Genomic DNA, 26,645 nt, shown 5'->3' with positions numbered 1-26,645 from the left:
ATGAAAGAGGGCAGCCGGGCGCTGGCGGGCATCTATATGGTGCTCGCGGCGCTCGGCGCTCTTTTGCCGCTGGCGGCCTTCCTGCCGTGGCTGGCGATTGAGGGGATCAACATTCCCCGGTTTATCGCCGCTCTCTTTGCAAATCCGGTCAGCAGCTTTTTCGCGCTGGACGTGATTGTGTCGGCCGCGGTGCTGACGCTGTTCATCATCGCGCAGGGAAAGCGGGACGGGGTGAGGCCGCTCTGGCTGCCCATCGCCGGGACTTTCCTTGTCGGCGTGAGTTTCGGCCTGCCGTTGTTTCTGGCGCTGCGCGAGGTTGCGCTGCTCAGGCGGTGAGGGGACTGGTTCGCGGTTCCGCTCTACAGTAAGGGCGAGGCATGACCGACTTTACCGATGACGAACTGGCCCTCGACCCCGATTTCGCCGCGCAGTTTGGCGAGCCGGGCTTTCGCCCCGCCTGCCAGCTTTACCTGATCTCTCCGCCCGTCATCGACGAGGGTTTTGGCGATATCCTGGCCGCCGCGCTGGATGCGGGGCGCGTGGCGGCTTTCCAGTTGCGGCTGAAGGGGATCGACGATCACGCCATCGCCCGGCTGGCCGAGCCGTTGCAGAAAATCTGCGCTGAGCGGGAGGTCGCCTTCATCATCAATGACAGCATGGGCCTGGCCAAGCGGCTGGGCGCGGACGGCGTGCATCTGGGGCAAGGCGATGGCGACCCGCGCGAGGCGCGCAAGCTGCTGGGGCCGAAGGCGCAGATCGGCGTCACCTGTCACGACAGCCGCCATCTGGCGATGGAGGCGGGAGAGGCTGGCGCGGACTATGTCGCGTTCGGGGCCTTCTATCCGACCACGACCAAGGAGACGACCCATCGCGCCGATCCGTCCCTGCTGGGATGGTGGACGACGGTGTTCGAGATACCCTGCGTGGCGATCGGCGGGATTACGGCGGAGAATGCCCGGCCGCTGGTGGAGGCGGGGGCGGACTTCCTTGCGGTGAGTAGTGCGGTGTGGGGGAATCCGGACGGCGCGGCGGCAGGGGTGGCGGCGTTTGCGGCGGTGTTGGGGTAGGTGGTGGCTATCTGCATGAAGGGAAGCGGCCATTAGCAGGCATCACGGGATGTAGCAGGATACTGGATGAGCGCCCACCATATTAGCAAACGAAATCTCGTCGCGGCCACATTGTGTTATCTCGTGGTGACACTCGTCGCAATCTGGCTTCTCGCTTTGATGACCGCTCATTGTCCAACCCAAGAGTGCGCCGCAAGGTCGGATGCCCAGTGGCGTTGGGGTTGGATCATAGCGACTGCCCTTTACCCCTTTTTCCTTTGGATAAGTCGTCGAAGCATCTGGAAGCGGTAGGTCAGCTTCCCACCCATTGCGTCATCCCCGCAAAGGCGGGGACCCAGTGCGCCTCTGACATGTCAGGTGCATATGGAGAGATGGGTTCCTGCGTTGACTTACGGTCGCCCTTCGGGTCGTGGGAATGACGAAGGGGGAATCAACAGGCGCGTCGCTACCCCATATCCGCAACCCCCTCCACGCCCCTTGCCCAAATCGCTGCATGACTGTAGAGGCCGCCACCGGCTCTTTCCAAAATCTGTATAGCGAGAAACGCGATGGCGAAGATCAGCGGCGTCGAAATCCGGCCCGGCAACAATATCGAATATGAAGGCGGCCTGTGGCGCGCCGTGAAGATCCAGCACACCCAGCCCGGCAAGGGCGGCGCCTATATGCAGGTGGAGCTGAAGAACCTGATCGACGGCCGCAAGAACAACGTCCGTTTCCGCTCCGCAGAGAGCGTCGAGCGCATCCGCCTCGACACCAAGGATTTCCAGTATCTCTACGCCGAGGGCGACATGCTGGTCTTCATGGATCAGGAAACCTATGAGCAGATCAACCTGTCCACCGAGCTGATCGGCGACGCCGCCGAATTTCTGCAGGACGGCATGGAAGTGACCCTGGAAATGTATGAGGAGCGGCCGATTTCGGTGCAGCTTCCCGACACGATCGAGGCGACCGTCGTCGAGGCCGACGCCGTGGTGAAGGGGCAGACCGCCTCTGCATCCTACAAGCCCGCAATCCTGGACAATGGCGTGCGCGTAATGGTGCCGCCGCACATCGTCAGCGGCACGCGGATCGTGGTCGATGTCTATGCTCGTGAATATGTGAAGCGGGCGGATTAAGCGAGAATCCCCCTCCCACTTGTGGGAGGGGCTAGGGGAGGGCGTGTTCGAACCTCTCCTTTACAGACCCTCCCCCCGACCCCTCCCGCAAGCGGGAGGGGGGGATAAAGTGAGAGGGTAATTAGGAAGCGATATGGTATCCCACTCAGGTCTTCTCACCGTCATGGAGCGCGCCGCGCGCAAGGCTGCGCCGCGTTTGCGCCGCGACTTCGGCGAGGTCGAGCATTTGCAGGTGTCGCGTAAGGGACCGGCCGACTTCGTGTCGATGGCCGACAAGCGGGCCGAGCAGACGCTGGTCGAGGAATTGCAGAAGGCCCGGCCCGACTGGGGCTTCCTGCTGGAGGAAGGCGGGGAGATTCCCGGCGATCCCAACAAGCCGCGCTGGATCATCGATCCGCTGGACGGCACCACCAACTTTCTCCACGGTATCCCGCATTTCGCGATGTCGATCGCCGTCGAGGAACCGCTTTACGGCGGCAAGAAGGAAATCACGACCGGCCTGATCTATCAGCCGATCACGGACGAAAGCTATTGGGCGGAAAAGAATCGCGGCGCATGGCGGCATGACCAGCGGCTGCGCGTGTCGGCCCGCCGCGACCTGGCCGATTCCCTGATCGCCACCGGCATTCCCTTTTTCGGACATGGCGACATGGCGCAATGGACCCGGATATTCGGCGCGGTGGCGCCTTCGGTCGCGGGCATCCGGCGTTTCGGGTCGGCCGCGCTCGACCTCGCCCATGTCGCGGCGGGGCGGTATGACGGCTTCTGGGAGAGCGGCCTGCAGCCCTGGGACGTGGCCGCCGGCATATTGCTGGTCCGCGAAGCAGGCGGATTCGTTACGGATTTCCGGGGCGGCGACCAGCCGGTCGAACGCCGCGAAGTGATTGCCGGCAACGATGCGATCCACAGCAAGTTGCACAAATTGGTGGCGGGCGCGCTGCGCTGAGCGGGATCGTGTCTTAGCCGCTGAAAAGCCCGCTTTTTGCGAATCATTCTCATGCCTTCGGCCCCTTGCTTCGCAGATGCAGCAGTCCTAAAGCCGCCCCATCAAAGCCAATTTCCGCCAAGGGGATTCCGTTGGTCGATCTCGCCCAATATCTGCCGATCCTGCTATTCCTTGCAGTCGCCCTCGGCCTGTCCAGCGCATTCGTGTTCCTGCCGATGGCGGTTGGCCGCCTGACCGGCGCGCACAAGCCCGATGTGGCCAAGCTGAGCGAATATGAATGCGGCTTCCCGGCTTTTGAAGAGCCGCGCAGCCAGTTCGACGTGCGTTTCTACCTCGTCGCCATACTTTTCATCATTTTCGACCTGGAAGCGGCGTTCCTGTTTCCCTGGGCCGTCAGCCTTGACCAGATCGGCTGGGCCGGATGGGCGACCATGATGATCTTCATCTTCGAGCTGGTGCTCGGCCTTGTCTATGCGTGGAAGAAGGGAGCGCTCGATTGGGAGTAGAACTCAACCCGGCCGTCCCGGCTCCGGGGACGCAGCCCAACATCGATTTCTTCAACGACCTCAATAATGAGGTCAGCGACAAGGGGTTCCTGGTCACCTCCACCGAGGAGCTGTTCCAGTGGGCGCGCACCGGATCGCTCTGGTGGATGACGTTCGGCCTTGCTTGTTGCGCAGTCGAAATGATTCATGTAAATATGCCCCGGTACGACATGGAGCGCTTCGGGGCCGCACCGCGCGCAAGTCCACGCCAAAGCGACGTGATGATCGTGGCGGGGACGCTTTGTAACAAGATGGCGCCAGCGCTTCGCAAGGTCTATGACCAGATGTCGGAGCCGAAATACGTCATCTCCATGGGTAGCTGCGCCAATGGCGGCGGCTATTATCACTATAGCTATAGCGTCGTGCGCGGATGCGACCGGATCGTGCCGGTGGACATCTATGTGCCCGGCTGCCCGCCGACCGCCGAAGCGCTGCTGTATGGCGTGATGCAGCTTCAGCGGAAGATCCGCCGCATCGGGACGATTGAGCGGTGAGCGTGGTGAAACGATATTTTCCGTTCGCCCTGAGCGAAGTCGAAGGGTCACGCCGCGTGAAGCGAGGCGCCTCACTGCGTTCGGCAGAGGGCTTCGATAAGCTCAGCCTGAACGGGGGGTGGGAATAATGGGCCATCCTGCTCCGAAAATTGCGGTCATTGACGGGATCGCGGACGAGATTGCGGGCGTGCTTGGCGCGTCGCTGATCGAGACTGTGGACCATGCCGATGAACTGAGCTTCACCGTTGCGCGCGATGAACTGGTCGCGGCTATGACGGCGCTGCGCGACAAAGCGCAGTATCAGCAGCTTATGGAAGTGGCTGGCGTCGACTATCCCGAACGGCCGGACCGGTTCGAGGTCTGCTACCATCTGCTCAGCGTGACGCGGAACCACCGCATTCGCGTGAAGGTGTCGACCGACGAGGACACGCCCGTTCCCTCCGTCACCGGCATCTGGCCGGTCGCCGGCTGGCTGGAGCGCGAAGTGTTCGATATGTACGGCGTTGTCTTTTCCGGCAATACCGACCTGCGCCGTATCCTGACCGACTATGGCTTCAAGGGGCATCCGCAGCGCAAGGACTTCCCGCTGACCGGCTATGTCGAACTGCGCTATTCCGAGGAGGATAAGCGCGTCGTCTATGAGCCGGTGCGTCTGGCCCAGGATTTCCGCAGCTTCGACTTTATGAGCCCGTGGGAAGGCGCGCAATATGTGCTGCCCGGCGACGAGAAGGCTCCACAGGCGCCCGGTGCGCCTTCGCCCGCTCCCGCGCCTCCGCCGCCGCCCGCGCCGCCCAAGGGCGAACCGGCCGCGCCCAAGCCCAAAGTGACGGAGAAGCCATCCGATACCGGCGCGGGCGAGCCGGCGAACAGCGAGGCGGCGAAAAAGTCCGCGCGCGCGCCGCGCAAGCCGAAGGCGGAAACCGCGACGGGCGAGGGGGCTGCTGTTCCCGAAAAGCCGAAGCGGACGCGCAAGCCAAAGACGGAGGGCGGGGCATGAGCGTAAACCTACCCCCGTTCGCCCTGAGCTTGTCGAAGGGCTGCACTTTTCTTCAAGAAAGGGCAGGGCTTCGACAGGCTCAGCCCGAACGGATGCTGTGTGTGTCCGCGGAGGCCAACCATGGCTGATTATCTCGACGAACTGGCGCACAAGACGGACGATGCCGATCCGTCCTATGGCGACACCCAGATTCAGAACTACACCATCAATTTCGGTCCGCAGCATCCGGCGGCCCATGGCGTGTTGCGCCTGGTCATGGAGCTGGACGGCGAGATTGTGGAGCGGTGCGACCCGCATGTCGGGCTGCTGCATCGCGGCACCGAGAAGCTGATCGAATATAAAACCTATCTGCAGGCGCTGCCCTATTTCGACCGGCTGGATTATTGCTCGCCGCTCGGCATGGAGCATAGCTATGTGCTGGCGATCGAGAAGCTGCTGAACCTGGAAGTGCCGCTGCGCGCGCAATATCTGCGCGTGTTCTTCGCGGAGCTGACGCGCATCTGCAATCACATGCTGAACCTGGGCAGCCATGTGATGGACGTGGGCGCGATGACGCCGAACCTGTGGCTGTTCGAGATTCGCGAGGATTGCCTCAACTTCTTCGAGCGGGCTTCGGGCGCGCGCATGCATTCGGCCTATTACCGGCCGGGCGGCGTGCATCAGGATGTGCCGCTGAAGCTCTTGACCGACATTGCCGACTGGCTGGACACGCGATTGCCGCGCCTGTTCGAGGACGCGATGAGCCTGGTCGTCGATAACCGCATCTTCAAGCAGCGGAATGTCGACATCGCCGTGGTGAGCAAGGAAGACGCGCTGAAATGGGGCTTCTCCGGCCCGATGATCCGCGGCTCCGGCATCCCCTGGGACATCCGCAAGGCGCAGCCTTACGACGTCTATGACCGGATGGAATTCGACGTGCCGGTCGGCACCAATTATGACTGCTATGACCGGTTCATGGTGCGCGTGGAAGAGGTCCGCCAGTCTGCGCGGATCATGAAGCAGTGCCTTAACGAAATGCCGGAAGGGCCGATCGCCAGCTTCGACCGCAAGGTGGTGCCGCCCAAGCGCGGCGAGATGAAGCGATCGATGGAAGCGCTGATCCATCACTTCAAGCTTTATACCGAGGGCTTCCATGTGCCCGCGGGCGAGGTCTATGTCGCAACGGAAAGCCCCAAGGGCGAGTTCGGCGTCTATCTGGTCAGCGACGGGTCCAACAAGCCGTACCGCTGCAAGATCCGCCCGACGGCCTTCTCGCACCTTCAGGCAATGGATTTCATGATGAAGGGCCATATGCTCGCGGATACGACCGCCGTGCTTGGCGCGATGGACATCGTGTTCGGGGAGTGTGACCGGTGATGGCCATGACCCTTTTTAAAGTCGTCATGCCAGCGAAGGCTGGTATCTCTGGCGACGGCGCGCAACCTCATGAGACCCCAGCCTTCGCTGGGGTGACGGTGCTTTAAATGTCAGACGCAGCCCACATTCCCGACGAAGCCGAGACCCGCGCGCGCTGGGGCGATTTCGAGTGGACGCCCGCCAATGCGATCAAGGTCAAGGAAATCATTGGCCGCTATCCTCCGGGACGGCAGCAGTCGGCGGTGATGCCGCTGCTCGACTTGGCGCAACGGCAGGTTGGCGCGGAGACGCATACGCAGGGGTGGCTGCCCGTGCCGGTGATGGAATATATCGGCCGTCAGCTCGATATGCCCTATATGCGCGTCTATGAGGTCGCGACCTTCTACACCATGTATAACCTCGCGCCGGTGGGCCGCTATCATGTGCAGGTGTGCGGCACGACGCCGTGCATGCTGCGCGGGTCGGACGATGTGCTGGCGGCGTGCAAGAACCGGGGTCTCGTCAAGGGCGCGACGACGCCGGACGGCCTGTTCACGCTGACCGAGGTCGAGTGTCTGGGCGCGTGCGCCAATGCGCCGATGGTCCAGATCAACGACGATAATTATGAAGACCTGACCTATGACAGTATGAGCGCGATCCTGGAGACGCTCGCCAATGGCGGGCAGCCCAAGATCGGCCCGCAGATCGACCGCCAGACCAGCGCGCCGGAGGGCGGGCCGACGACGCTGAAAGAGATGGTGTCGGAGAATCATGACTATCGGGGGGCGTGGGCGTGAGCTTCTCCCACCGCGTCATCCCAGCGAAGGCTGGGATCTCAAGCCTCAGCGCGCAAATTCATGAGACCCCAGCCTGCGCTGGGGTGACGAAATTGGACGCGGCCGCATGAGCGCCCTTATCGCCATCATCCTGGGCGTCATTGTCTTTGTCATCGCGCTGAAGGTTATTGGCGCGGTGATCGGTCTCGTCATCGGCCTTGCGCTGGCCGTTGGCGCTTATTTCATCGCTGAAAAACTCATCGGAAAGGGCCGGTAATGGCCGACACTGCCGCACCCCCTGCGCCGCCGCCCTTTGTGGGACCGCTGGCCGACAAGGACCGCATCTTCACCAACGTCCACGGCTTCCAGGACTGGGGCATAGACGCGGCGATGAAGCGCGGCGATTGGGACAATACCAAGAAGCTGCTGGAGATCGGCCAGGACGCGATCATCGAGAAGATCAAGGCGTCCGGCCTGCGCGGCCGTGGCGGCGCTGGCTTCCCGACCGGGATGAAGTGGAGCTTCATGCCCAAGGAAAGCAAGGACGGCCGTCCCAGCTTCCTGGTCATCAACGCCGACGAATCCGAGCCGGGTTCCTGCAAGGACCGCGAGATCATCCGCCACGATCCGCACAAGCTGATCGAGGGCGCGCTGGTCGCGGGCTTCGCGATGCGCGCGCGGGCCGCCTATATCTATATTCGCGGCGAGTTCATCTATGAGGCGAAGGTGCTCTTCGCCGCCGTCGAGCAGGCCTATGAGAAGGGCTTTCTGGGCAAGAACGCCTGCGGCTCCGGCTATGATTTCGACGTGTTCGTGCATCGCGGCGCGGGCGCGTACATCTGCGGCGAGGAAACCGCGCAGATCGAGAGCATCGAGGGCAAGAAGGGCCAGCCGCGCCTGAAGCCGCCCTTCCCGGCGGGCGCGGGTCTTTATGGTTGCCCCACCACCGTCAACAATGTGGAATCGATCGCGGTCGGCCCGACCATCCTGCGCCGTGGGCCGGAATGGTTCGCCGGCATCGGCCGTCCGGGCAATCTGGGCACAAAGCTGTTCCAGATTTCCGGCCATGTGAACAAGCCCTGCGTGGTCGAGGAGGCCATGGGCATTCCGTTCAGGGAGCTGATCGACCGGCATTGCGGCGGCATTCGCGGCGGATGGGACAATCTGCTGGCGGTGATCCCCGGCGGCTCCTCCGTGCCGCTGGTCCCGGCGCGCGAGATCATGGACGCGCCGATGGATTTTGACGGGTTGAAGGCGCTTGGTTCCGGTCTCGGCACCGCCGCCGTCATCGTGATGGACAAGTCCACCGACATCGTTCGCGCCATTTCGCGCCTCAGCTATTTCTACAAGCATGAGAGTTGCGGCCAGTGCACGCCGTGCCGCGAGGGCACCGGATGGATGTGGCGGGTGATGGAGCGGCTGCGCACCGGCGAGGCCGACCTGTCCGAAATCGACATCCTGCAGGAAGTCACCAAGCAGGTCGAAGGCCACACCATCTGCGCGCTGGGCGACGCGGCGGCATGGCCGATCCAGGGTCTCATCCGCCATTTCCGCCCGGAGATCGAACGGCGGATCAACGAGAATAAGGGCGGCGCCCCGATGATGGAGGCGGCGGAATAATATGCCAAAGCTAACCGTAGATGGCGTAGAGCTGGAGGTCCCCGCGGGGGCGACCGTGCTGCAGGCTTGCGAGCTGGCGGGGAAGGAAATTCCGCGCTTCTGCTATCATGAGCGCCTGAGCATCGCCGGCAATTGCCGCATGTGCCTGGTCGAAGTGAAGCCCGGACCGCCCAAGCCGCAGGCAAGCTGCGCGCTGCCGGCCGCCGAAGGGCAGGAGATCCGCACCGACAGCCAGATGGTGAAGAAGGCGCGGGAAGGGGTGATGGAGTTTCTCCTGATCAACCACCCGCTCGATTGCCCGATCTGCGACCAGGGTGGCGAATGCGACCTGCAGGACCAATCGATGGCCTATGGGAAGGGCGGCAGCCGCTTCCTGGAGAATAAGCGCGCCGTCACCGAGAAATATATGGGGCCCATCGTCAAGACGGTGATGACCCGCTGCATCCAGTGCACTCGTTGCGTGCGCTTCGCCGAGGAAGTCGCGGGCGTGCCGGAGATCGGCGCGATCTATCGTGGCGAGAATATGCAGATCACCACCTATCTGGAGCATGCCGCCAAGAGCGAGCTGTCCGGCAATGTGGTCGACCTGTGCCCGGTCGGCGCGCTGACGAGCAAGCCCTATGCGTTCGAGGCGCGGCCCTGGGAGCTGAAAAAGACCAACGCCATTGACGTGATGGACGCGCTGGGCACGAACATCCGGCTCGACAGCCGGGGCCGTCAGGTGCTGCGCGCGCTGCCGCGGATCAATGATGACGTGAATGAGGAATGGGCGTCGGACAAGACGCGGCACGCCGTGGACGGCCTGATCCGCAAGCGTCTGGACAAGCCCTATGTCCGCAAGGGCGGCAAGCTGGTCGAGGCGAGCTGGGGCGAGGCGTTCGCCGCTGTTGCCGAAGCGGCCAAGAGCGCCAAGGGCAGCGTTGCGGCGGTGGCCGGCGACCTGCTCGATTGCGAGACGATGTTTGCGGCCAAGCTGCTGGTCGAGAAGCTGGGCGGGTCCTTGTTCGAGGGCCGTCAGACCGGCCTTGCCTATGATGTGTCCAGCCTGTCGGCGGTGAATTTCAACACAACCCTGCCGGGCATCGAAACGGCGGACGTGATCCTGCTGGTCGGCACCAACCTCCGTTGGGAAGCGCCGCTGGTCAACACGCGCATCCGCAAGGCGATCAAGAAGGGCGCGAAGGTTTTCGCGATCGGGCCGGAAACGGACCTGACCTACAAGGCCGAATGGCTGGGTAACGATGCCAAGCTGCTGACAAAGCTGCCGAAAGCCGTGGTTGATGCGTTTGCGGGCGCGGCGCGTCCGGCGATGATCGTGGGCGGCGGCGTGCTGGCCAAGGATGGCGCGCATGGCGCGACGCTGGCGCTGGCCAAGACGCTGAACCTGGTTCGCGAGGGCTGGAACGGTTACAATGTCCTGCACTTCGCGGCGGCGCGGATGGGTGGCCTGATGCTGGGTTACGCAACCACAGGCGGCATCAAGGCGGTGGCGGCGGCCAAGCCGAAGCTGCTGTTCTCGCTCGGCGCGGACGAGGTCGATTATTCGGCGTTCGACAAGAGCTTCACCGTTTATATCGGCCATCATGGCGACAAGGGCGCGCATGCGGCCGACGTCATCTTGCCGGGCGCAACCTATGCCGAGAAGGCGGGCACCTACGTCAATCTGGAAGGGCGCGTGCAGCGCGGCGACAAGGCCGTGTTCGCGCCCGGCGATGCGCGCGAGGACTGGTCGATCCTGCGGGCGCTGTCGGACGTGCTGGGCGCGAAGCTGCCCTTCGACACGTTCGAGGCATTGCGCGCGGAGATGGAGAAGGCGGTTCCGGCGCTGGGCCAGCTTGGCCTGGCCAGCTATCCCTGGGCGGCACCGAAGCTGGATGCGAAGCCGGAAGGCGAATTCGGCTATCCGATCAAGGATTTCTACCTGACCAACGCCATCTGCCGCGCCAGCCCGACGATGCAGCAATGCTCGGCCGAACTGGTGCATGGCGAGACATTCGCGGAGGCGGCGGAGTGATGCGCTCTTCTTTCTTCGTCATCCCTGCGAAGGCAGGGACCCCGCTTCCTTTCCATAGCCGCAAGAATAGCGGGACCCCTGCCTTCGCAGGGGTGACGGTTAGGGGATATATTCTGTGACCGCCTTCTTCCAATCCACACTCGGCGCGCCCTATGCGCTCGCCTGGTTCCTCTCGACGATCATCGGCATATTGGTGATCGCGCTGCCGCTGATGCTGGCGGTCGCGATGATCATCTATGCCGACCGGAAGATCTGGGCGGCGATGGCGCTGCGCCGGGGGCCGAACGTCGTCGGTCCCTTCGGCCTGCTCCAGTCCTTTGCGGACGGCGCGAAGGTGTTCCTGCAGGAAACCATCATCCCTACGGCCGCCAACCGCGTGCTGTTCCTGATCGCGCCGATCATCACCTTCACCGCCGCGCTGATGGCGTGGGCGGTGGTGCCCTTCGATGTCGGCGTGGTGCTGGCGAATATCAATGTCGGCCTGCTCTACATTCTCGCAATCAGTTCGCTGGGCGTTTATGGCGTGGTGCTGGCTGGCTGGGCCTCCAACTCCAAATATCCCTTCTATTCGGCGATCCGCGCCTCTGCGCAGATGATCAGCTACGAAGTCTCGATCGGTTTCATCCTGATCAGCGTCGTGCTGTGGGCCGGGTCGTTCAACCTGACGACGATCGTCGAGAGCCAGAAGGGCTATTACGGTTTCATCAACGGCAATGGCTTCAACCCGCTGCTGTTCCCAATGGCGATCATGTTCCTGATCTCCGCCCTCGCCGAAACCGCGCGCGCGCCGTTCGACCTGACCGAGGCGGAGAGCGAGCTGGTCGCGGGCTACCAGACCGAATATTCGTCCATGGCCTTCGCGCTCTACTGGCTCGGCGAATATGCCAACGTCATCCTGATGTGCGCGCTGAACGCCATCCTGTTCTGGGGCGGGTATCTGCCGCCGATCGACTGGGCGCCGCTCTATTATGTGCCGGGCATCATCTGGCTGTTCGCCAAGATCCTGTTCTTCTTCTTCGTCTTCTCCTGGGTGAAGGCGACCGTGCCCCGTTACCGCTATGACCAACTGATGCGGCTGGGCTGGAAGATTTTCCTTCCCGTCTCGCTTTTCTGGGTCTTCCTGGTTTCGGGCTTCCTCATGCTGACGCGCTATGGAGGCGCACAATGAGCCTCGGTTACTACGTCAAGAGCTTCACCCTCTGGGAGTTTGTGAAGGCGCACTGGCTGACCTTGAAATATTTCTTCAAGCCCAAGGCGACGATCAACTATCCCTATGAGAAGAACCCGATTTCGCCGCGGTTCCGGGGTGAGCATGCGCTGCGCCGCTATCCCAATGGCGAGGAGCGCTGCATCGCGTGCAAGCTGTGCGAGGCCGTCTGCCCGGCGCAGGCGATCACCATCGAGGCGCAGCCGCGCGACGATGGCAGCCGCCGCACGACCCGCTACGACATCGACATGACCAAGTGCATCTATTGCGGTTTCTGCCAGGAGGCATGCCCGGTGGACGCAATCGTCGAAGGGCCGAATTTCGAGTTCGCCACGGAAACCCGTGAGGAACTGATCTACGACAAGTCGAAGCTTCTTGAGAATGGTGACAAGTGGGAACGGGCAATCGCCGCGAACCTTGCCGCCGATGCGCCGTACCGGTAATGGGCGCGGTGTCTGATTCAATCCCGTTCGGGCTGAGCGAAGTCGAAGCCTTCTGCCGAGCGCAGCGAGGTGCCTTCACTTCGTTCAGGCGTGCCCTTCGACAAGCTCAGGGCGAACGGATTCTGGGGGGTCTTGCGGACCAATGATCCACGTCTTCGCCTTTTATCTCTTTGCTTGCGTGGTGATCGCGAGCGGCGCGATGACGATCTTCGCGCGCAATCCGGTGCATTCGGTATTGTGGCTGATCCTCGCCTTCTTCAACGCCGCGGGCCTGATGGTCCTGCTGGGCGCCGAGTTCATCGCGATGCTGCTTGTCATCGTCTATGTCGGCGCGGTAGCGGTGCTTTTCCTGTTCGTCGTCATGATGCTGGACATTGATTTCGCTGAATTGCGGGCGGGCTTCGTCGCCTATCTGCCGTTCGGCGCGATCATGGCGATCATCCTGTTGATGGAAATCATCCTGGGCGTCGGCATCTGGCAGGCGGGACCGATCCAGTTCGCGCAACGCGCGGCCCCGGCGGCCGCGGACGTGCCGAACATCCAGGCGATCGGCGCATTGCTCTATACCCGCTACATCTTCCTGTTCGAGGCGGCGGGCATTGTCCTGCTGGTCGCGATGATCGGCGCGATCGTCCTGACGCACCGGGCGCGGGGCGGGGTGCGCGGGCAGAATGTCGCGAAGCAGAACCAGCGCCGTCCGCAGGATGCGGTGCGCAATATCAACCAGCCTGTGGGGCAGGGGGTGGAGCTGTGAGCTTCAACCCGACACCTGTCATCCTGAACATGTTTCAGGATCCATTGGCTCTGATCACTGATCGTCAATGCAGCCTTTGTTGCTCATGGATGCTGAAACAAGTTCAGCATGACGAAATTGGGAGCATGAAGCTGTGATCGGCCTTCAGCATTATCTTGTCGTCAGCGCGATCCTGTTCGTGATGGGGGTGCTCGGCATCTTCATTAATCGCAAGAATGTCATCATCATCCTGATGGCGATCGAGTTGATCCTGCTTGCGGTGAACATCAACCTCGTCGCCTTCAGCGCCTTCCTGGGCGATCTGGTGGGGCAGGTGTTCGCCATGTTCGTGCTGACCGTGGCGGCGGGCGAAGCGGCCATCGGGCTTGCGATCCTCGTCATCTACTTCCGCGGACGGGGCACCATCGCCGTCGACGACGTCAACCGGATGAAGGGGTGATCCCGGTGCCGCAGAACGACCACAACCAACCGTTCAAGCTGAGCTTGTCGAAGCCTTCTACTGAGCGCAGCGAAGTGCCTCACTTCGTTCGGCTGAGCCCTTCGACAGGCTCAGGGCGAACGGAAGTTGTTTTCAAGGGGGCTGAAGGCCAGTGATCCTCTATATCGTCCTTCTTCCGCTTCTGGCCGCGATCATCGCTGGCCTCGGCAACCGCATGATCGGCAATGTGCCGGCGAAGATCGTCACCACGGGCGCGCTGTTCGCGTCCTGTGCGATGAGCTGGCCGATCTTCCTGTCCTTCGCGTTCGGCCATGCCGAGCCTTATGTCGCGCCGGTATTCACCTGGATCCAGTCGGGCAGCTTCGATGCGCAGTGGGCGCTGCGGGTCGACACCATGACGGCGATGATGCTTGTCGTGGTCACCTCGGTCTCCGCGCTCGTCCACCTGTATAGCTGGGGCTATATGGACGAGGACCCGGATCAGCCGCGCTTCTTCGCCTATCTGTCGCTCTTTACCTTCGCCATGTTGATGCTGGTGACGGCGAACAACCTGCTGCAGATGTTCTTCGGCTGGGAAGGCGTGGGGCTTGCCTCCTACCTGCTGATCGGTTTCTGGTTCAGGAAGCCGAGCGCCAATGCCGCTGCGATCAAGGCGTTCGTTGTCAACCGCGTCGGCGACCTTGGCTTCATGATGGGCATTTTCGGCACCTATCTGGTGTTCAATACCATCTCCATCCCTGAAATCCTGGCGGCTGCCCCCTCCATGGCCGGTTCGACCATCGGTTTCCTGGGGCATCGCTTCGACACGATGACGGTCCTCTGCCTGCTGCTGTTCATCGGCGCGATGGGCAAGTCGGCGCAGCTCGGCCTGCACACCTGGCTGCCGGACGCGATGGAAGGCCCGACGCCGGTGTCGGCGCTGATCCACGCGGCGACGATGGTGACCGCGGGTGTGTTCATGGTGTGCCGCCTGTCGCCGATGTTCGAAACCAGCGAGACGGCGCTGGGCGTCGTGACCTTTGTCGGCGCTGCGACCTGTCTGTTCGCGGCGACCGTGGGCACGGTGCAGAACGACATCAAGCGCGTGATCGCCTATTCGACCTGCTCGCAGCTCGGCTATATGTTCTTCGCGGCGGGCGTTGGCGCCTATGGCGCGGCGATGTTCCATCTGTTCACCCACGCCTTCTTCAAGGCGCTGCTGTTCCTCGGCGCTGGCTCGGTGATCCACGCGATGCATCATGAGCAGGACATGCGCTATTATGGCGCGCTGCGTAAGGAAATCCCGATCACCTTCTGGGCGATGACGGCGGGGACGCTGGCGATCACCGGCGTCGGCATTCCGCTGACCACCTTCGGTTTTGCCGGCTTCTTCTCGAAGGACGGCATATTGGAGGCGGCCTACGCTTCGGGCGGCGGCGGGCAGTTGGCCTTCCTGGTCGGCGTGTTTGCGGCGTTGCTGACCAGCTTCTATAGCTGGCGCCTGGTGTTCCTGACCTTCTTCGGCAAGCCGCGCTGGGCGGCGTCCGAGCATATCCAGCATGCGCTGCACGATGCGCATGGGCATGACGATCATGGCCATAGTCATGATCACGGGCATCATGCGCCGGCCACGGGCACGGGCGGCTATCATCCGCATGAAAGCCCCTGGGTCATGCTGATCCCGCTGATCGTGCTGAGCTTCGGCGCGGTGTTCGCGGGCTTCATCTTCCATCACCAGTTCATCGGCGCAGAAGAAGGCGGCGAGTTCTGGCGGGGCGCGATCGCGTTCGACGCGCATCTGATGCATGCCGCGCACGAGGTGCCGGTCTGGGTTAAATTCTCGCCGTTCACCGTGATGCTGACGGGCCTGGCCATTGCGTGGCTGAGTTATATCCGCCATACCGACTGGCCGCGCGCCTTTGTCGAGCAGTTCAACGTCCTCTACGATTTCCTGCTCAACAAATGGTATTTCGACGAGCTGTATAATGCGATCTTCGTGAAGCCCGCCTTCGCCATTGGCCGCTTCTTCTGGAAGTTCGGCGATGTCGGCTTCATCGACCGCTTCGGCCCGAACGGCCTGTCCGCGCTGGTGGTTCAGGGCGGCAAGGTCACCCGCAAGCTTCAGTCGGGCTATCTCTACACCTATGCGCTGGTGATGCTGATCGGGCTCGCCGCGGCTGCAACCTGGGCGATCGTACGATAATGGGCGGCTTTCCTATCCTTTCCCTGATGATGGCGGTGCCGATGGCGGGGGCCATCGCCTGCCTGTTCAGCGGCGCGCAGACCGCCCGCTGGATCGCGCTGGCGGCGACGCTCGCCGATCTCGTCCTGGGCATCATCCTGTGGATCAATTTCGACCAGTCGGGCAGCGGTGCGCAGTGGCAGTTCACCGAATATGCGCCGATCTTCGGCCGGTTCGCCTGGGCGCTCGGCATTGACGGCATCGCCCTGATGCTGATCGCGCTGACCGTGTTCCTGATGCCGATCTGCATCGGCGCGAGCTGGGTGGCGATCGACAAGCGCGTCGGCGAATATATGGCGGCCTTCCTGTTGATGGAGGTGCTGATGATCGGCGTCTTTACGGCGCAGGACATCTACCTCTTTTACGTGATGTTCGAGGCGGGGTTGATCCCCATGTACCTCATCATCGGCATCTGGGGCGGCGCGGATCGCATCTACGCCAGCTATAAATTCTTCCTCTACACCCTGCTCGGATCGGTGCTGATGCTGATCGCGATGATGTGGATGGTGCATGAGGCGGGAACGACCAGCATTCCGGTGCTGATGGAATATGACTTCCCGGTCCATGCGCAGACCTGGCTGTGGCTCGCCTTCTTCGCCAGCTTTGCGGTCAAGATGCCGATGTGGCCAGTCCACACCTGGTTGCCCGACGCGCATGTGCAGGCGCCGACCGCTGGCTCCGTGATCCTGGCGGGCGTGCTGCTGAAGATGGGTGGCTACGGCTTTATCCGCTTCTCCATGCCGATGTTCCCGGAGGCGTCCGCGCAGTTCGCGCCGCTGGTGTTCGGCCTGTCGATGGTCGCGGTCGTTTACACCAGCCTCGTCGCGCTGGTGCAGAACGACATGAAGAAGCTGATCGCCTATTCCTCGGTCGCGCATATGGCGATCGTGACGGTCGGCCTGTTCGCGCTCAACACCCATGGCATTGAGGGCGCGATGATGGTGATGCTGGGCCACGGTCTGGTGTCCGGCGCGCTGTTCCTGTGCGTGGGCGTCATCTACGACCGGCTGCATACCCGTGAGATCAGCCGCTATGGCGGCCTGTCGATCAACATGCCGAAATATGCCGTGCTGTTCCTGCTGTTCACCATGGCGTCGGTCGGCCTGCCGGGCACGAGCAACTTTGTCGGCGAGTTTCTGGCGCTGATGGGCGTTTACAAGGCGTCGAGCTGGGTCGCGCTGGTTTCGACGACCGGCATCATCCTGGGCGCGGCCTATATGCTCTATCTCTATCGCCGGGTCTGCTATGGCGACCAGGTGAATGCCGATGCGGCCGCGATGGAAGATCTGTCAGGGCGCGAAATGTGGCTGCTGGCCCCGATCGCCGCCGCCGTGCTGTGGATGGGCGTCTATCCGGAAAGCTTCCTGGCCCCGATGCGCGCGGATATCCAGACATTGGAAGCGCGACTGGCACGCGCCGTGCCGCCGGGCGATGCGCAGATCAAGATGGGTGCGCCCAAGCCCGCCGGTCACGACGCCCATGGCGCTGCGACGCACGAACCTTCTACTCCTGAATCCGGGGGCCATGAACCGGCCGCCCATGCAGCGCCGGGGGAGGCGCACTGATGATCGAAACTGCTTCCCTCCTGATGGTCATGCCGGAGCTGGTCCTGACAGCCGGCGGCCTCGTCCTTCTGATGGTCGCCGCCTATGCCGGTGATCGCACGACCCCTGCTGTATCCTGGGCCTCGGTCGGCGTGCTGATCGCCGCCGCACTGTCGCTCAACGGGCTGCCCACGACCGGCGGCAGCGCCTTTGACGGTCTGTACCAGGCCGACGCCTTCGCCGGTTTCGCCAAGGTGCTGATCTATCTGGCGGCCGCCGTCAGCATCATCGTCGCGCCGCGCTTCTTTGCGCAGGGCGGTGCGCTGCGGGCCGAATATCCCATCCTGATCCTGTTCGCCTGCATCGGCATGGGTATGATGGTGTCGTCCAGCGACCTGCTGACGCTCTATGTCGGGCTGGAGATGAACAGCCTTGCCGCCTATGTCCTTGCCAGCTTCATGCGGCAGGATGAGCGCTCGTCGGAAGCGGGCCTGAAATATTTCGTGCTCGGCGCGCTGGCCAGCGGCATCCTGCTCTACGGCATTTCGCTGCTCTACGGCTTCTCCGGCACGACCAGCTTTGGCGGCATCGCCGCTGCGCTGGGCGACGGCGTGTCGAATGGCGAGCTGTTCGGTATGGTGTTCGTGCTGTCCGGCCTGGCCTTCAAGATCAGCGCCGTGCCGTTCCACATGTGGACGCCGGACGTCTATGAGGGTGCACCGACGCCGGTCACTGCCTTCTTCGCCAGCGCGCCCAAGGTGGCGGCGCTTGGCCTGACGATCCGCGTCGCCATTGAGGCAATGGGACCGGCGGGCATGGCGTGGCAGCAGATCGTGATTTTCGTCGCGCTCGCTTCGATTTTGCTCGGCGCAGTGGCCGCCATTGGCCAAACCAACATCAAGCGCCTGCTCGCCTATTCGTCGATCAACAATATCGGCTTCGCGCTGGTGGGGCTTGCCGCCGGCACCCCGGCCGGCGTCGCCGCGACCATGAGCTATCTGGCCATCTACATCGTGATGACGCTGGGCAGCTTCCTCTGCGTCCTGCAGATGCGCGACAAGGACGGCAATCCGGTCGAGACGATCGCCAGCCTGTCCGGCCTGTCACAGAGCCGCAAGGGGCTTGCGGCCTGCTTTGCGATCTTCATGTTCAGCCTTGCGGGCATTCCGCCGCTGTTCGGTTTCTGGGCGAAGTTCCTGGTGTTCGATGCAGCCGTGGCGGCCGGGCTGACGGGTCTGGCGGTGTTCGGCATCGCCGCGTCGGTGATCGGCGCCTTCTATTATCTCAAGATCATCAAGACGATCTACTTTGACGAACCGGCGGCGGAATATGCGCCGGGCGGCAGCAAGGTTGAGGGCGTGATCATGACCGCATGCGCCGCGGTGGTGGTTCTGGGCTATCTTCTCAATCCCTTCCTCGACAGCGTGTCGGCTGCGGCTGCGGCCTCGCTGTTCTGATCGATATCCGCACAGTCGCGGAGACCGTCTCCACCAACGCCGACATGCGGACGTTGGCGAGGGACGGCGTGGGCGAGGGGACTTGGCTGCGCGCCGAGCGGCAGAGCGGCGGCCGGGGGCGTCTGGGCCGCGACTGGGAAAGCCCGGCCGGAAATCTCTATTGCTCGACCATCGTACGCATCCGCCCCGGCGACCCGCCGCCGCCGACGCTTGCGCTGGTCACGGCCGTCGCCGTGCATCAGGCGATCGATGCCCTGGTCCCCGGCCGTACGCAGATCAAATGGCCCAACGACATCATGGCGGGACCGGCGAAGCTGTGCGGCATGCTGCTGGAGCGGACAGGCGATGCGATCATCATCGGCATCGGCGTCAATGTGATGGCGCATCCGCAGATAGCGGACCGGCCGACCACCAGCCTGTGGGCGCTGGGCGCGGTTGAGGGCAGCGCCGGGACGTTGATAGACTCCATCGCGCTGGTTTTCGCCGACACGCTCCATGTCTGGCGCACCTATGGCCTTGATCCCATCCGCGTGCGCTGGCTTGCCGCCGCGCACCGGCCCGGAACGCCGCTGCGGGTCAGCCTGCCCGATGGCGAGGTTCTTGACGGGCGGTTCGACGATCTTTCTTCGGGTGGAGAGCTGATCCTGCGCTTGGATAACGGGGCCACCCGTGCCATTCATGCCGGCGACGTCTTTCTGGTCTGACAGCCAAGGAAAATTCCATGCTTCTCGCCGTCGATGCGGGCAACACCAATGTCGTTTTCGCGCTTGTTGACGGGCAGAGAATCCGCGCCCGCTGGCGCATCGCGACCGACCCCCGCCGCACCGCCGATGAATATGCCGTATGGCTGAACCAGCTCCTGATACTGGGCGGCTATTCGATGAAGAATGTCGATGCCGTGATCATTGCGACGGTGGTGCCGCGCGCGCTCCATAATCTGGAGGTGCTGGCGACGAAATATTTCCGGGTCGAGCCGCTGATCGCCGGTCACGCTCCGGTCGAATGGGGCATTGAACTGGACGTGGCCGAGCCGGCGTCGGTGGGCGCGGACCGGGTTGTCAACGCCATCGCGGCGCACCACCTATATCCGGGCGACCTGATCGTCATCGATTTCGGCACGGCGACTACCTATGATGTTGTCGATTACAGCGGCGCCTATAAGGGCGGCATTATCGCGCCGGGCATCAACCTGTCGCTGGACGCGCTCGTCGCCGCCGCCGCAAAGCTGCCCCGTATCGCCATAGCCGCGCCAGAGGACCGGTCGGTCATCGGGCGGACGACGGAGGACCAGATGCTGATCGGCGTCTTTTGGGGCTATGTGGCGATGATGGAGGGGCTGGTGGCGCGGATGCGCGCGCAGATCGGCCGTCCGGTAAAGGTGATCTCGACCGGCGGCTTGGCCGTCCTGTTCGACGATCATAGTGATATTTTCGATGCGATAGCGCCCGACCTAACCATTCAGGGGCTGGCGCTGATGCATGAGCGGAGTTTGAATAGATAATGACCCCCAAAGATGAGCTGTTCTTCCTGGCCCTGGGCGGGTCGGGGGAGATCGGCATGAACGTAAATCTCTACGGCACGCAAGGCAAATGGGTGATGGTCGATCTGGGCCTGACCTTTGCCGATCCGGCCTATCCGGGCGTCGAGCTGGTCCTGCCCGACCTGTCCTTCATCGAGGAGCGGCGGGACGACCTTCTGGGCATCGTCCTGACCCATGGGCATGAGGACCATATCGGCGCGATACCTTATCTCGCCGCGGACCTGGATGTGCCGCTCTACGCCACTCCTTTCACCGCCGGGCTGATCCGCCTGAAGCTGGAGGAGGAAGGGCTGGCCGATGAGGTGAAGCTGCATGTCATAGAGAATGAGGCGAGCTTTCAGCTTGGCCCATTCGGTTTCCGCTATATGCCGCTGGCCCATTCGATCCCGGAGGGCAATGCGCTGGTGATCGATACGCCGCACGGCCGCATATTCCATACCGGCGACTGGAAGCTGGACGAGCGGCCATTGCTGGGCGTCCCTTCCACCCCGGAGCAGTTGACCGCCATTGGCGACGAGGGCGTGCTGGCGCTGGTGTGCGACAGCACCAATGTCTTCAACCCGGAAGCCAGCGGATCGGAAGGGGCGGTGCGGGAAGGGTTGCTGGAGGTGGTGAAGAACGCCAAGGCGCGCGTGCTTGTCACCACCTTTGCGTCCAACGCTGCGCGTTTGCAGACATTGGGCGAGGTCGCGAACGCCACCGGCCGTTCCGTCTGTGTGGCAGGCCGGTCGCTGGACCGCATCATCTCCACTGCCAAGAGCGCCGGTTATCTGAAGGATTTCCCGCCGACGGTCGATTGGGATGATGTGATGGACATGCCCCGCGACAAGGTGATGATCATCGCCACCGGCGGGCAGGGCGAGGCGCGCGCGGCGCTGGCCCGCATCGCCTTCGACAGCCATCCGATCAAGCTTTCCGAAGGCGATCTCGTCGTCTTTTCCTCCAAGCAGATCCCCGGCAATGAGATCGCCATCGGCCGCATCCAGAATGCGCTGGCGACCAAGGGCATCGGGATGGTGACGGATCGCCAGGCCGAGGTGCATGTGTCGGGCCATCCCGGCCGGCCGGAACTGCAGGCCATGTATCGCTGGATCAGGCCGCAAATCCTGCTGCCCGTGCATGGCGAGATGCGCCATATGGCGGAGCAGGCGCGGCTTGGGCTGGCGGAGGGCATTCCGCAGGCGATTGTCCAGGGCAATGGTGACCTCATCCGGCTGGCCCCCGATGGGCCGAAGCTGTTGGGGCGCGAGACGGTCGGGCGGCTGGTGCTGGACGGCGACGTCATCCTGCCCGCTGACGGATCGACGATGAACGAGCGGCGCAAGCTCGGCCTGCATGGGCAGATCAGCGTGGCTGTGGCCGTGAACAAGGGCGGGGCGCTGGTCGGCAAGCCCAGCATCCGGCTTCAGGGCGTGCCGGTCGAGGAAGACCGCGACGCCTTTATCGGCGAGGCGGAGGAGGAGGCCGGTTCCGCGGTCGGAAAGGGATCAAAGGAGACCGAAGCCCTGCGTGAGCGCGTGCGCCTTGCCGTCCGCCGCACGGCGTCCCGCTGGACGGGCAAGAAGCCTGTGGTAGACGTGCTGATCGTCCACGCCTGATCCGAACCAGACCCATGAACCTCTACGCCATATTCGCCATTTACATGCTGTTCTGGGTGATCAGCGCCTTCATCATGCTGCCGCTGGGCATCAGGACACCGGACGAAACCGGGGAGGTGAAGGTGCCGGGTCAGGCGGACAGCGCGCCGAGCAATTTCCGGCCCGGCCTTGTCGCCCTGCGCGCGACGATCCTGTCGGCCGCGCTGTTTGGCCTCTACTATGCCAATTATGTCTATGGCTGGATCAGCGCGGATACGCTGATTGCGATGAGCAAGGGCGGATAGGGCTGGGTTGGCGCTGAGTGGAGCGGGGTTGATCGGGCCAATGTTATGCGGCCCGCGTAATGGTTCCACTGCTGGCTATACCGTTCGGCGAGAGACTGTGCTCCTGCGAAGGCAGGGGCCTGGTTCCGGCCTTAGGACTGGACTCCTGCTTTCGCAGGAGTACGCGCCCGTCTAAACGGAGCACGCACTATAACCCAGGGAAAGACGCAGGAGTGATGTTGCGGCCTTAGCGCAGCCGGTCGATCGCCTGCGCCAGCGCGACATACAGCTTGCCCATATCGGACGACAGCAGGGTCACGGCCAGGGCATTGCCGTCGCGCGCGCCCAGGATGATCCGCAGCATCCCTTCAAAATCATGGATGTAGCGGTTCACATGCTCTTGGAACTCGGCATTGCCGTCATATTGCAGGCCGATCTCGCGCGCTTCGCCGGCATCGAGAAGGCGGACGGCCCGGCGGGTGAATACGCCCCGGTCGCCCTTCAGATAATCGGCCCAGTCAAGATCGGTCACGTCGCTCGACAAGACCTTGGTGATGTCGATGGCCGTGCTGTTGAGCGATTCGATCAAGTCCTTGGAACGGCGCGTATAATGATCGCGGTCGCGCGCGGCGACGGCTTCATCCGCCTGCAGGATCTTCTGTTCGATGCTGCTGCTGCTCTCGGACACAGCCTGGATTTTCCGGTCCAGCCGCTCGGTCGCGGCGCTGACGGCATCGATGGCCTGGTCCGCAACGCTTGAAAGCTGCGCGATCTGCGCGGTCACCTGTTCGCTGACGGCATTCTTCAAGGCGTCCGCGCTGGCCTTGCCCAGCGCATCGGCCGCATCGGGAATGGCCCGCGCCAGCGACTGCCGCGCGCGCTCCGCCGCCTGGTCAGCCGTATCCTTGACCCGGACAAGCGCCGCGACCAGTTGCGGCCCGGCGCTTTCCTTAAGCCGTGCCGCGCCCTCTTCCGCGCTGTAGAGCACGTCGCGCAGCATCTCGACCTCGCTGCGGTTGCTGGCGAGATTTTCGCCGGTCGTCTCCAGAAGCTCGTTGAGCCGCTTGGCCTGATCGCGCAGCAGTTCCTCGGTCTCTTGCGTGCGGCCGAGCACGGATTGGGCGATCGTTTCCAGCTTCTCGATCTCCGGCTCCGCGCTCGCCAGCAGCTTGCGCGTCTCCTCGACCCGGCCGTCAAGCCGCCCCAGCGCCGCGGGATAGGTTTCCTCAATCTCGCGCACGCTGGAATCCAGCGCCATCAACAAGCTTTCGGACCGGGAAATAAGCTGTTCGGCGGTGCTGTTGCCCGCCGCCAGGGCGCGGTCCATCCGTTCCGCCTCCGCAGCAACGGTCGCCAGCGTGGACGCGATGCGTTCGTTGCGCGCCAGGCCCTGCTTCTCAAATTCGCCGAACCGGCTCTCGACAAAATCCAGCTTGCCGGTCAGGTCGTCGCTCAGCCCCGCACTGATCTGCTGATGCCCCTCCAGGATGCGCGAAAGCTCAAGCAGTCTGGCTTCGATGCTCTGGCTGTGCCCCTGAAAACCGGTGACGGCCTCACCGCCTATGCCGGTGATCGCGGTGCGCGACTGTTCGACGAGCGCGTTGAGCGATGTCGCCTGCGCTTCCAGGCCCGTGCCCGTTTCCTCCAGCGCGGCGCGCGCGCCGGTGATCGCGGCGTCGATCCGCTGGGCGGCCTGTTCCGCCATGCCGTTGATTTCGTCGGAGGCGGAACGGGTTTCCTCCTGCAACTGCGCCAATTGAGTCGTCAGGCTCTTGGTCGCGGACAGGGTGCGGAGCCGCGCATCGTCGGAGATCGCCATGACCGCCTGCAGCCGCCGCTCCAGCGAATCGATGCGCCCGGTCATCGCCTGGCTGCTTTCCATCAGATGCGCGGACATGGAGTTCGCCCGCTCCTGCAGGGAGGGGAGGGTCCGCACCAGTTCTGTCATCTGTCCGGCGAGTTCGGCCCCGGCCTTCTCCGCCGTCATCGTGTGGTCGGCGGCCTCGGCGGCGCTCGATGCGATCAGCTTGGCGGATGCTTCCATATTCGCGCTGGCGGCGGCGCCGTAATTTTCCAGAAGCAGCGCCTGCTCCTGCATCGCTGCCTTGGCATTGGCCAATTGTGTGCCGATTCGGGACAGTTTCTGCTCAAGCGCTTCGCTTTCGAGTCTCAGGCTTTCCGCGGCCTTCTGAAACCGCCGCGATTCGGCGTGGCTGTTGCGAATCAGCAGGAGGTACAGCGTCCCGATCAGCACCAGGGGGATGGCGAAGGTAGCGACTGCGCCGGGGATCGCCTCGACCGGAGGCAGGGGCTGACCCCGCCCGAACATCACCCATAGAGTGAAGATGGTCCATATCGCGGCGCTTGCCGCCAAAACGACCCGCGCAACGGCCGGCCAACCCGCCGAGACGGGCTGATCGGAGAACTCGGAAGAATAATATTCCTCGAGCAGAAGCTCGTCGTCGGTCACGGCTGGCTGCGCCTCATCGGCCTCAGATTGGCGGCGCAGGCCAATGATCTTGTTTCCCCCATTCATGTCCCGTTCTGTACCATGTTTTTGGTCCGCGCAAACGCCTATTCGCAACGAAAAGTTAACCTCCTGACGGGTAACGATTGGCTTATGTCTTATGATCCGGGAGCTTTGGACGCCGCCCTTGCCGCTGCTGTCGGCGACGATGCGGGATTGATCGCGGATCTGCGCACGGCGTTCCTCGAAAGCGCGGAGCGTCAGCTCGATCTTCTCAGCCGCGCGCGTTGCGACGCCAACTGGCAACTGGCCGCGTACCGCCTGAAAGGGCTGGCGGCGAGCTTTGGCGTATCCGGCCTGATGGCGCTGGCCGATGAAGCCGCGCAGTCCGCGCCGGGCGATCCCAAAATGCTGCGCCGCCTGCGCGCGGCCGTGACGGAATTCGCCCTCGGCTGATTTCCATGCGTGCGGCCTCTCCGCATGGCAGACGCACAGCATGCAAAGCCCGCACTTGCGCCCAGCCTCCGCTGTTGCGAGAAGGCGGGTAAAGCATTGCTTTCCGGGTCCGCACTTTCATGTCTTTTTCGGCGATAATCTGTGCCAGCCAGGCGGCGAGCGATTCGCTTGGCGTTTTGCGCGCCAACCTGCATTTCGCGGGCAATAGCCTGTTGGAATATCAGGTGCGGCAGGCGGCGGAGGCTGGCGCCGATCAGGTGATGATATTGGTGGGGGCGGTCACCCAGTCCTTGTCGCGGGCGATAGACAGCCTGACGGCTGACGGCATTTCCGTCTCCATCGTCCGCGACATGGTGTCGCTGCTGCGCGAAGCGCCGCGTGACCGCGACATGCTGCTGGTCGCGGACGGAGCCATAGTGCCGCAGCGCTTCTATGGCGCGGTCGCCGCCCAGCCGGGCAATGTGCTGCTGGTGACCGAGGATAGCGCCACGACCGCGCGGTTCGAACGGATTGATGCGGGGCAGCGCTGGGCCGGCCTTGCCCGCGTGTCGCCCGACGTGCTGTTCGGCACGCTGGACATGATCGGCGACTGGGATCTGGAATTGACGCTGGTCCGCGCCGTCGTTCAGGCGGGCAGTCAGCGTATCGCCGTGCCTGCAGAAGATGTGATGGAGGCGCGCCTGGCGCTTGTCGGCAGTCAGGCGGAGGCGGATCTGGTGTCCCGCGCGCTTCTGGCCGGGAAGCGCGCCCCTGCAGGGGAAGCGGGCGCGGAACGGATGCTTATCGCCCCGCTGGCGGCGCGCATCGCCCCGGAATTTCTGCGCAGTCAGGTCCCGGCGGCGCAGGTGCGCGCCGGAGCGATCGCCGTGGCGCTGATCGGCATAGTCGCCACATTGCTGGCCTGGCCGATGATCGCGCTGCTCCTGTTTCTCGCCGCGATCCTATTGTCGCTGACGGTGGACCGGCTGGTGCAACTGGCCCGCAGGGGTGGCCTGGAGGGATGGATGGGTGTCATGCCGCATCTGATCGTGCTGGCCGGCATCGCCCTTCTGGGCAGCGAGGCGGACAGGACGATGGAGGGGCTCTATCTGGCCGGACTGCTCGCCATATTAATGCTGGGCCTGCGGTCCGGCCGCTTTCCGGGCGCGCGGAAATGGGCGATACTGACGCCGGGATCGGCGCTGCTGATCCTTCTTGTCACCACTGGCGGCGGCTATTTCCACTTCGGCATGACATTGGCGATCGCCTGCGCGATCCTGTCGCTGGGGTTGGCGGTTCTGGGCAATGAAAGCCCGGAAAGCTAAGCGATTTTCGAGGACGGGTTTTACAACTGGGGTTTAGTGCAAA

26 protein-coding genes are annotated in these 26,645 nt (G+C 63.4%); 25 read left to right on the top strand and 1 reads right to left on the bottom strand.

Annotated elements, in window-relative coordinates; genetic code table 11:
* The 23 genes from KFK14_RS12560 (at position 1) to KFK14_RS12450 (ending at position 22,396) form a co-directional block, all read left to right on the top strand.
* Positions 1 to 336 (top strand): DUF2834 domain-containing protein, encoded by a 336-nt coding sequence (locus KFK14_RS12560; protein WP_070153533.1) that lies wholly within the window; start codon positions 1 to 3, stop codon positions 334 to 336.
* Positions 337 to 377: 41 nt separating this feature from the next.
* Positions 378 to 1,067: a thiamine phosphate synthase gene (gene thiE, locus KFK14_RS12555; protein WP_212607878.1), complete on the top strand. Its 690-nt coding sequence runs from the start codon at positions 378 to 380 to the stop codon at positions 1,065 to 1,067.
* A 548-nt stretch (positions 1,068 to 1,615) separates the two neighbouring features.
* The gene (efp, locus tag KFK14_RS12550) at positions 1,616 to 2,182 is read left to right on the top strand and encodes an elongation factor P (RefSeq protein WP_212607877.1); all 567 of its coding nucleotides are present in this window, start codon (positions 1,616 to 1,618) and stop codon (positions 2,180 to 2,182) included.
* Between the two features lie 133 nt (positions 2,183 to 2,315).
* Positions 2,316 to 3,128 carry an inositol monophosphatase family protein gene (locus KFK14_RS12545; protein WP_070153524.1) on the top strand — a complete coding sequence of 271 codons (813 nt, stop codon included), beginning with the start codon at positions 2,316 to 2,318 and terminating at the stop codon, positions 3,126 to 3,128.
* Between the two features lie 131 nt (positions 3,129 to 3,259).
* Positions 3,260 to 3,634: an NADH-quinone oxidoreductase subunit A gene (gene ndhC / locus KFK14_RS12540; RefSeq protein WP_070153519.1), complete on the top strand. Its 375-nt coding sequence runs from the start codon at positions 3,260 to 3,262 to the stop codon at positions 3,632 to 3,634.
* Positions 3,625 to 4,167 carry a NuoB/complex I 20 kDa subunit family protein gene (locus KFK14_RS12535; protein ID WP_212607876.1) on the top strand — a complete coding sequence of 181 codons (543 nt, stop codon included), beginning with the start codon at positions 3,625 to 3,627 and terminating at the stop codon, positions 4,165 to 4,167. The genes ndhC and KFK14_RS12535 overlap by 10 nt, the downstream gene beginning before the upstream one ends.
* Before the next feature lie 127 nt (positions 4,168 to 4,294).
* The gene (locus KFK14_RS12530; protein ID WP_212607875.1) at positions 4,295 to 5,164 is read left to right on the top strand and encodes an NADH-quinone oxidoreductase subunit C; all 870 of its coding nucleotides are present in this window, start codon (positions 4,295 to 4,297) and stop codon (positions 5,162 to 5,164) included.
* Positions 5,165 to 5,284: 120 nt separating this feature from the next.
* Positions 5,285 to 6,520 (top strand): NADH-quinone oxidoreductase subunit D, encoded by a 1,236-nt coding sequence (locus KFK14_RS12525; protein ID WP_212607874.1) that lies wholly within the window; start codon positions 5,285 to 5,287, stop codon positions 6,518 to 6,520.
* Positions 6,521 to 6,627: 107 nt separating this feature from the next.
* Positions 6,628 to 7,296 (top strand): complex I 24 kDa subunit family protein, encoded by a 669-nt coding sequence (locus tag KFK14_RS12520; protein ID WP_212607873.1) that lies wholly within the window; start codon positions 6,628 to 6,630, stop codon positions 7,294 to 7,296.
* 106 nt (positions 7,297 to 7,402) lie between these two features.
* Complete coding sequence (locus tag KFK14_RS12515) at positions 7,403 to 7,552, top strand: hypothetical protein (RefSeq protein ID WP_171905769.1); 150 nt, start codon at positions 7,403 to 7,405, stop codon at positions 7,550 to 7,552.
* A complete protein-coding gene (gene nuoF / locus KFK14_RS12510; protein ID WP_212607872.1) occupies positions 7,552 to 8,895 on the top strand; it encodes an NADH-quinone oxidoreductase subunit NuoF in 1,344 nt (447 codons plus the stop codon). Before KFK14_RS12515 ends, nuoF begins: the two co-directional genes overlap by 1 nt.
* Before the next feature lies 1 nt (position 8,896).
* Complete coding sequence (gene nuoG, locus KFK14_RS12505; RefSeq protein ID WP_212607871.1) at positions 8,897 to 10,909, top strand: NADH-quinone oxidoreductase subunit NuoG; 2,013 nt, start codon at positions 8,897 to 8,899, stop codon at positions 10,907 to 10,909.
* A 115-nt stretch (positions 10,910 to 11,024) separates the two neighbouring features.
* Complete coding sequence (gene nuoH, locus KFK14_RS12500; protein ID WP_212607870.1) at positions 11,025 to 12,077, top strand: NADH-quinone oxidoreductase subunit NuoH; 1,053 nt, start codon at positions 11,025 to 11,027, stop codon at positions 12,075 to 12,077.
* Complete coding sequence (gene nuoI, locus KFK14_RS12495; protein WP_212607869.1) at positions 12,074 to 12,559, top strand: NADH-quinone oxidoreductase subunit NuoI; 486 nt, start codon at positions 12,074 to 12,076, stop codon at positions 12,557 to 12,559. The genes nuoH and nuoI overlap by 4 nt, the downstream gene beginning before the upstream one ends.
* 142 nt (positions 12,560 to 12,701) lie before the next feature.
* Positions 12,702 to 13,313 carry an NADH-quinone oxidoreductase subunit J gene (locus tag KFK14_RS12490; RefSeq protein ID WP_212607868.1) on the top strand — a complete coding sequence of 204 codons (612 nt, stop codon included), beginning with the start codon at positions 12,702 to 12,704 and terminating at the stop codon, positions 13,311 to 13,313.
* A 133-nt stretch (positions 13,314 to 13,446) separates the two neighbouring features.
* Positions 13,447 to 13,752, top strand: coding sequence for an NADH-quinone oxidoreductase subunit NuoK (nuoK, locus tag KFK14_RS12485; RefSeq protein WP_212607867.1), 306 nt, complete (start codon positions 13,447 to 13,449; stop codon positions 13,750 to 13,752).
* Between the two features lie 151 nt (positions 13,753 to 13,903).
* The gene (nuoL, locus tag KFK14_RS12480; protein WP_212607866.1) at positions 13,904 to 15,934 is read left to right on the top strand and encodes an NADH-quinone oxidoreductase subunit L; all 2,031 of its coding nucleotides are present in this window, start codon (positions 13,904 to 13,906) and stop codon (positions 15,932 to 15,934) included.
* Entirely contained in the window at positions 15,934 to 17,538 is a 1,605-nt protein-coding gene (locus KFK14_RS12475; RefSeq protein ID WP_212607865.1) for an NADH-quinone oxidoreductase subunit M, read from the top strand. The genes nuoL and KFK14_RS12475 overlap by 1 nt, the downstream gene beginning before the upstream one ends.
* A complete protein-coding gene (gene nuoN, locus KFK14_RS12470) occupies positions 17,538 to 18,974 on the top strand; it encodes an NADH-quinone oxidoreductase subunit NuoN (protein ID WP_212607864.1) in 1,437 nt (478 codons plus the stop codon). Before KFK14_RS12475 ends, nuoN begins: the two co-directional genes overlap by 1 nt.
* Complete coding sequence (locus tag KFK14_RS12465; RefSeq protein ID WP_281417189.1) at positions 18,974 to 19,678, top strand: biotin--[acetyl-CoA-carboxylase] ligase; 705 nt, start codon at positions 18,974 to 18,976, stop codon at positions 19,676 to 19,678. The genes nuoN and KFK14_RS12465 overlap by 1 nt, the downstream gene beginning before the upstream one ends.
* A gap of 17 nt (positions 19,679 to 19,695) precedes the next feature.
* The gene (locus tag KFK14_RS12460) at positions 19,696 to 20,475 is read left to right on the top strand and encodes a type III pantothenate kinase (RefSeq protein ID WP_070153474.1); all 780 of its coding nucleotides are present in this window, start codon (positions 19,696 to 19,698) and stop codon (positions 20,473 to 20,475) included.
* The gene (locus tag KFK14_RS12455; RefSeq protein WP_070153471.1) at positions 20,475 to 22,112 is read left to right on the top strand and encodes a ribonuclease J; all 1,638 of its coding nucleotides are present in this window, start codon (positions 20,475 to 20,477) and stop codon (positions 22,110 to 22,112) included. The genes KFK14_RS12460 and KFK14_RS12455 overlap by 1 nt, the downstream gene beginning before the upstream one ends.
* A gap of 14 nt (positions 22,113 to 22,126) precedes the next feature.
* The gene (locus KFK14_RS12450) at positions 22,127 to 22,396 is read left to right on the top strand and encodes a DUF1467 family protein (protein ID WP_212607862.1); all 270 of its coding nucleotides are present in this window, start codon (positions 22,127 to 22,129) and stop codon (positions 22,394 to 22,396) included.
* A gap of 226 nt (positions 22,397 to 22,622) precedes the next feature.
* On the opposite strand, the gene KFK14_RS12445 is transcribed toward KFK14_RS12450, so the two are convergent.
* A complete protein-coding gene (locus KFK14_RS12445; protein WP_212607861.1) occupies positions 22,623 to 24,911 on the bottom strand; it encodes a coiled-coil domain-containing protein in 2,289 nt (762 codons plus the stop codon).
* A gap of 84 nt (positions 24,912 to 24,995) precedes the next feature.
* Here KFK14_RS12445 and KFK14_RS12440 point away from each other — a divergent pair, with 84 nt between their 5' ends.
* Positions 24,996 to 25,298: an Hpt domain-containing protein gene (locus KFK14_RS12440; protein ID WP_070153462.1), complete on the top strand. Its 303-nt coding sequence runs from the start codon at positions 24,996 to 24,998 to the stop codon at positions 25,296 to 25,298.
* 119 nt (positions 25,299 to 25,417) lie between these two features.
* Positions 25,418 to 26,602 carry a hypothetical protein gene (locus KFK14_RS12435; protein WP_212607860.1) on the top strand — a complete coding sequence of 395 codons (1,185 nt, stop codon included), beginning with the start codon at positions 25,418 to 25,420 and terminating at the stop codon, positions 26,600 to 26,602.
* Positions 26,603 to 26,645: the final 43 nt, after the last annotated feature.

The organism is Sphingobium phenoxybenzoativorans (assembly GCF_018286635.1).
Classification (GTDB): domain Bacteria; phylum Pseudomonadota; class Alphaproteobacteria; order Sphingomonadales; family Sphingomonadaceae; genus Sphingobium; species Sphingobium phenoxybenzoativorans.
The sequence above is the reverse complement of the archived record's forward strand: the minus strand, read 5'-3'. Positions and strand labels throughout refer to the sequence as shown.

Excerpts from the sequence above, each read along its gene's own strand:
- KFK14_RS12440 (WP_070153462.1), top strand. The coding sequence starts at position 24,996 with ATGTCTTATGATCCGGGAGCTTTGGACGCCGCCCTTGCCGCTGCTGTC.
- KFK14_RS12545 (WP_070153524.1), top strand. The coding sequence starts at position 2,316 with ATGGTATCCCACTCAGGTCTTCTCACCGTCATGGAGCGCGCCGCGCGC.
- KFK14_RS12515 (WP_171905769.1), top strand. The coding sequence starts at position 7,403 with ATGAGCGCCCTTATCGCCATCATCCTGGGCGTCATTGTCTTTGTCATC.
- KFK14_RS12445 (WP_212607861.1), bottom strand. The coding sequence starts at position 24,911 with ATGAATGGGGGAAACAAGATCATTGGCCTGCGCCGCCAATCTGAGGCC.
- thiE (WP_212607878.1), top strand. The coding sequence starts at position 378 with ATGACCGACTTTACCGATGACGAACTGGCCCTCGACCCCGATTTCGCC.
- nuoF (WP_212607872.1), top strand. The coding sequence starts at position 7,552 with ATGGCCGACACTGCCGCACCCCCTGCGCCGCCGCCCTTTGTGGGACCG.
- KFK14_RS12435 (WP_212607860.1), top strand. The coding sequence starts at position 25,418 with ATGTCTTTTTCGGCGATAATCTGTGCCAGCCAGGCGGCGAGCGATTCG.
- KFK14_RS12525 (WP_212607874.1), top strand. The coding sequence starts at position 5,285 with ATGGCTGATTATCTCGACGAACTGGCGCACAAGACGGACGATGCCGAT.
- KFK14_RS12490 (WP_212607868.1), top strand. The coding sequence starts at position 12,702 with ATGATCCACGTCTTCGCCTTTTATCTCTTTGCTTGCGTGGTGATCGCG.
- efp (WP_212607877.1), top strand. The coding sequence starts at position 1,616 with ATGGCGAAGATCAGCGGCGTCGAAATCCGGCCCGGCAACAATATCGAA.
- KFK14_RS12460 (WP_070153474.1), top strand. The coding sequence starts at position 19,696 with ATGCTTCTCGCCGTCGATGCGGGCAACACCAATGTCGTTTTCGCGCTT.
- KFK14_RS12530 (WP_212607875.1), top strand. The coding sequence starts at position 4,295 with ATGGGCCATCCTGCTCCGAAAATTGCGGTCATTGACGGGATCGCGGAC.
- KFK14_RS12520 (WP_212607873.1), top strand. The coding sequence starts at position 6,628 with ATGTCAGACGCAGCCCACATTCCCGACGAAGCCGAGACCCGCGCGCGC.
- nuoI (WP_212607869.1), top strand. The coding sequence starts at position 12,074 with ATGAGCCTCGGTTACTACGTCAAGAGCTTCACCCTCTGGGAGTTTGTG.
- nuoN (WP_212607864.1), top strand. The coding sequence starts at position 17,538 with ATGATCGAAACTGCTTCCCTCCTGATGGTCATGCCGGAGCTGGTCCTG.
- KFK14_RS12450 (WP_212607862.1), top strand. The coding sequence starts at position 22,127 with ATGAACCTCTACGCCATATTCGCCATTTACATGCTGTTCTGGGTGATC.
- KFK14_RS12560 (WP_070153533.1), top strand. The coding sequence starts at position 1 with ATGAAAGAGGGCAGCCGGGCGCTGGCGGGCATCTATATGGTGCTCGCG.
- KFK14_RS12475 (WP_212607865.1), top strand. The coding sequence starts at position 15,934 with ATGGGCGGCTTTCCTATCCTTTCCCTGATGATGGCGGTGCCGATGGCG.
- KFK14_RS12455 (WP_070153471.1), top strand. The coding sequence starts at position 20,475 with ATGACCCCCAAAGATGAGCTGTTCTTCCTGGCCCTGGGCGGGTCGGGG.
- nuoG (WP_212607871.1), top strand. The coding sequence starts at position 8,897 with ATGCCAAAGCTAACCGTAGATGGCGTAGAGCTGGAGGTCCCCGCGGGG.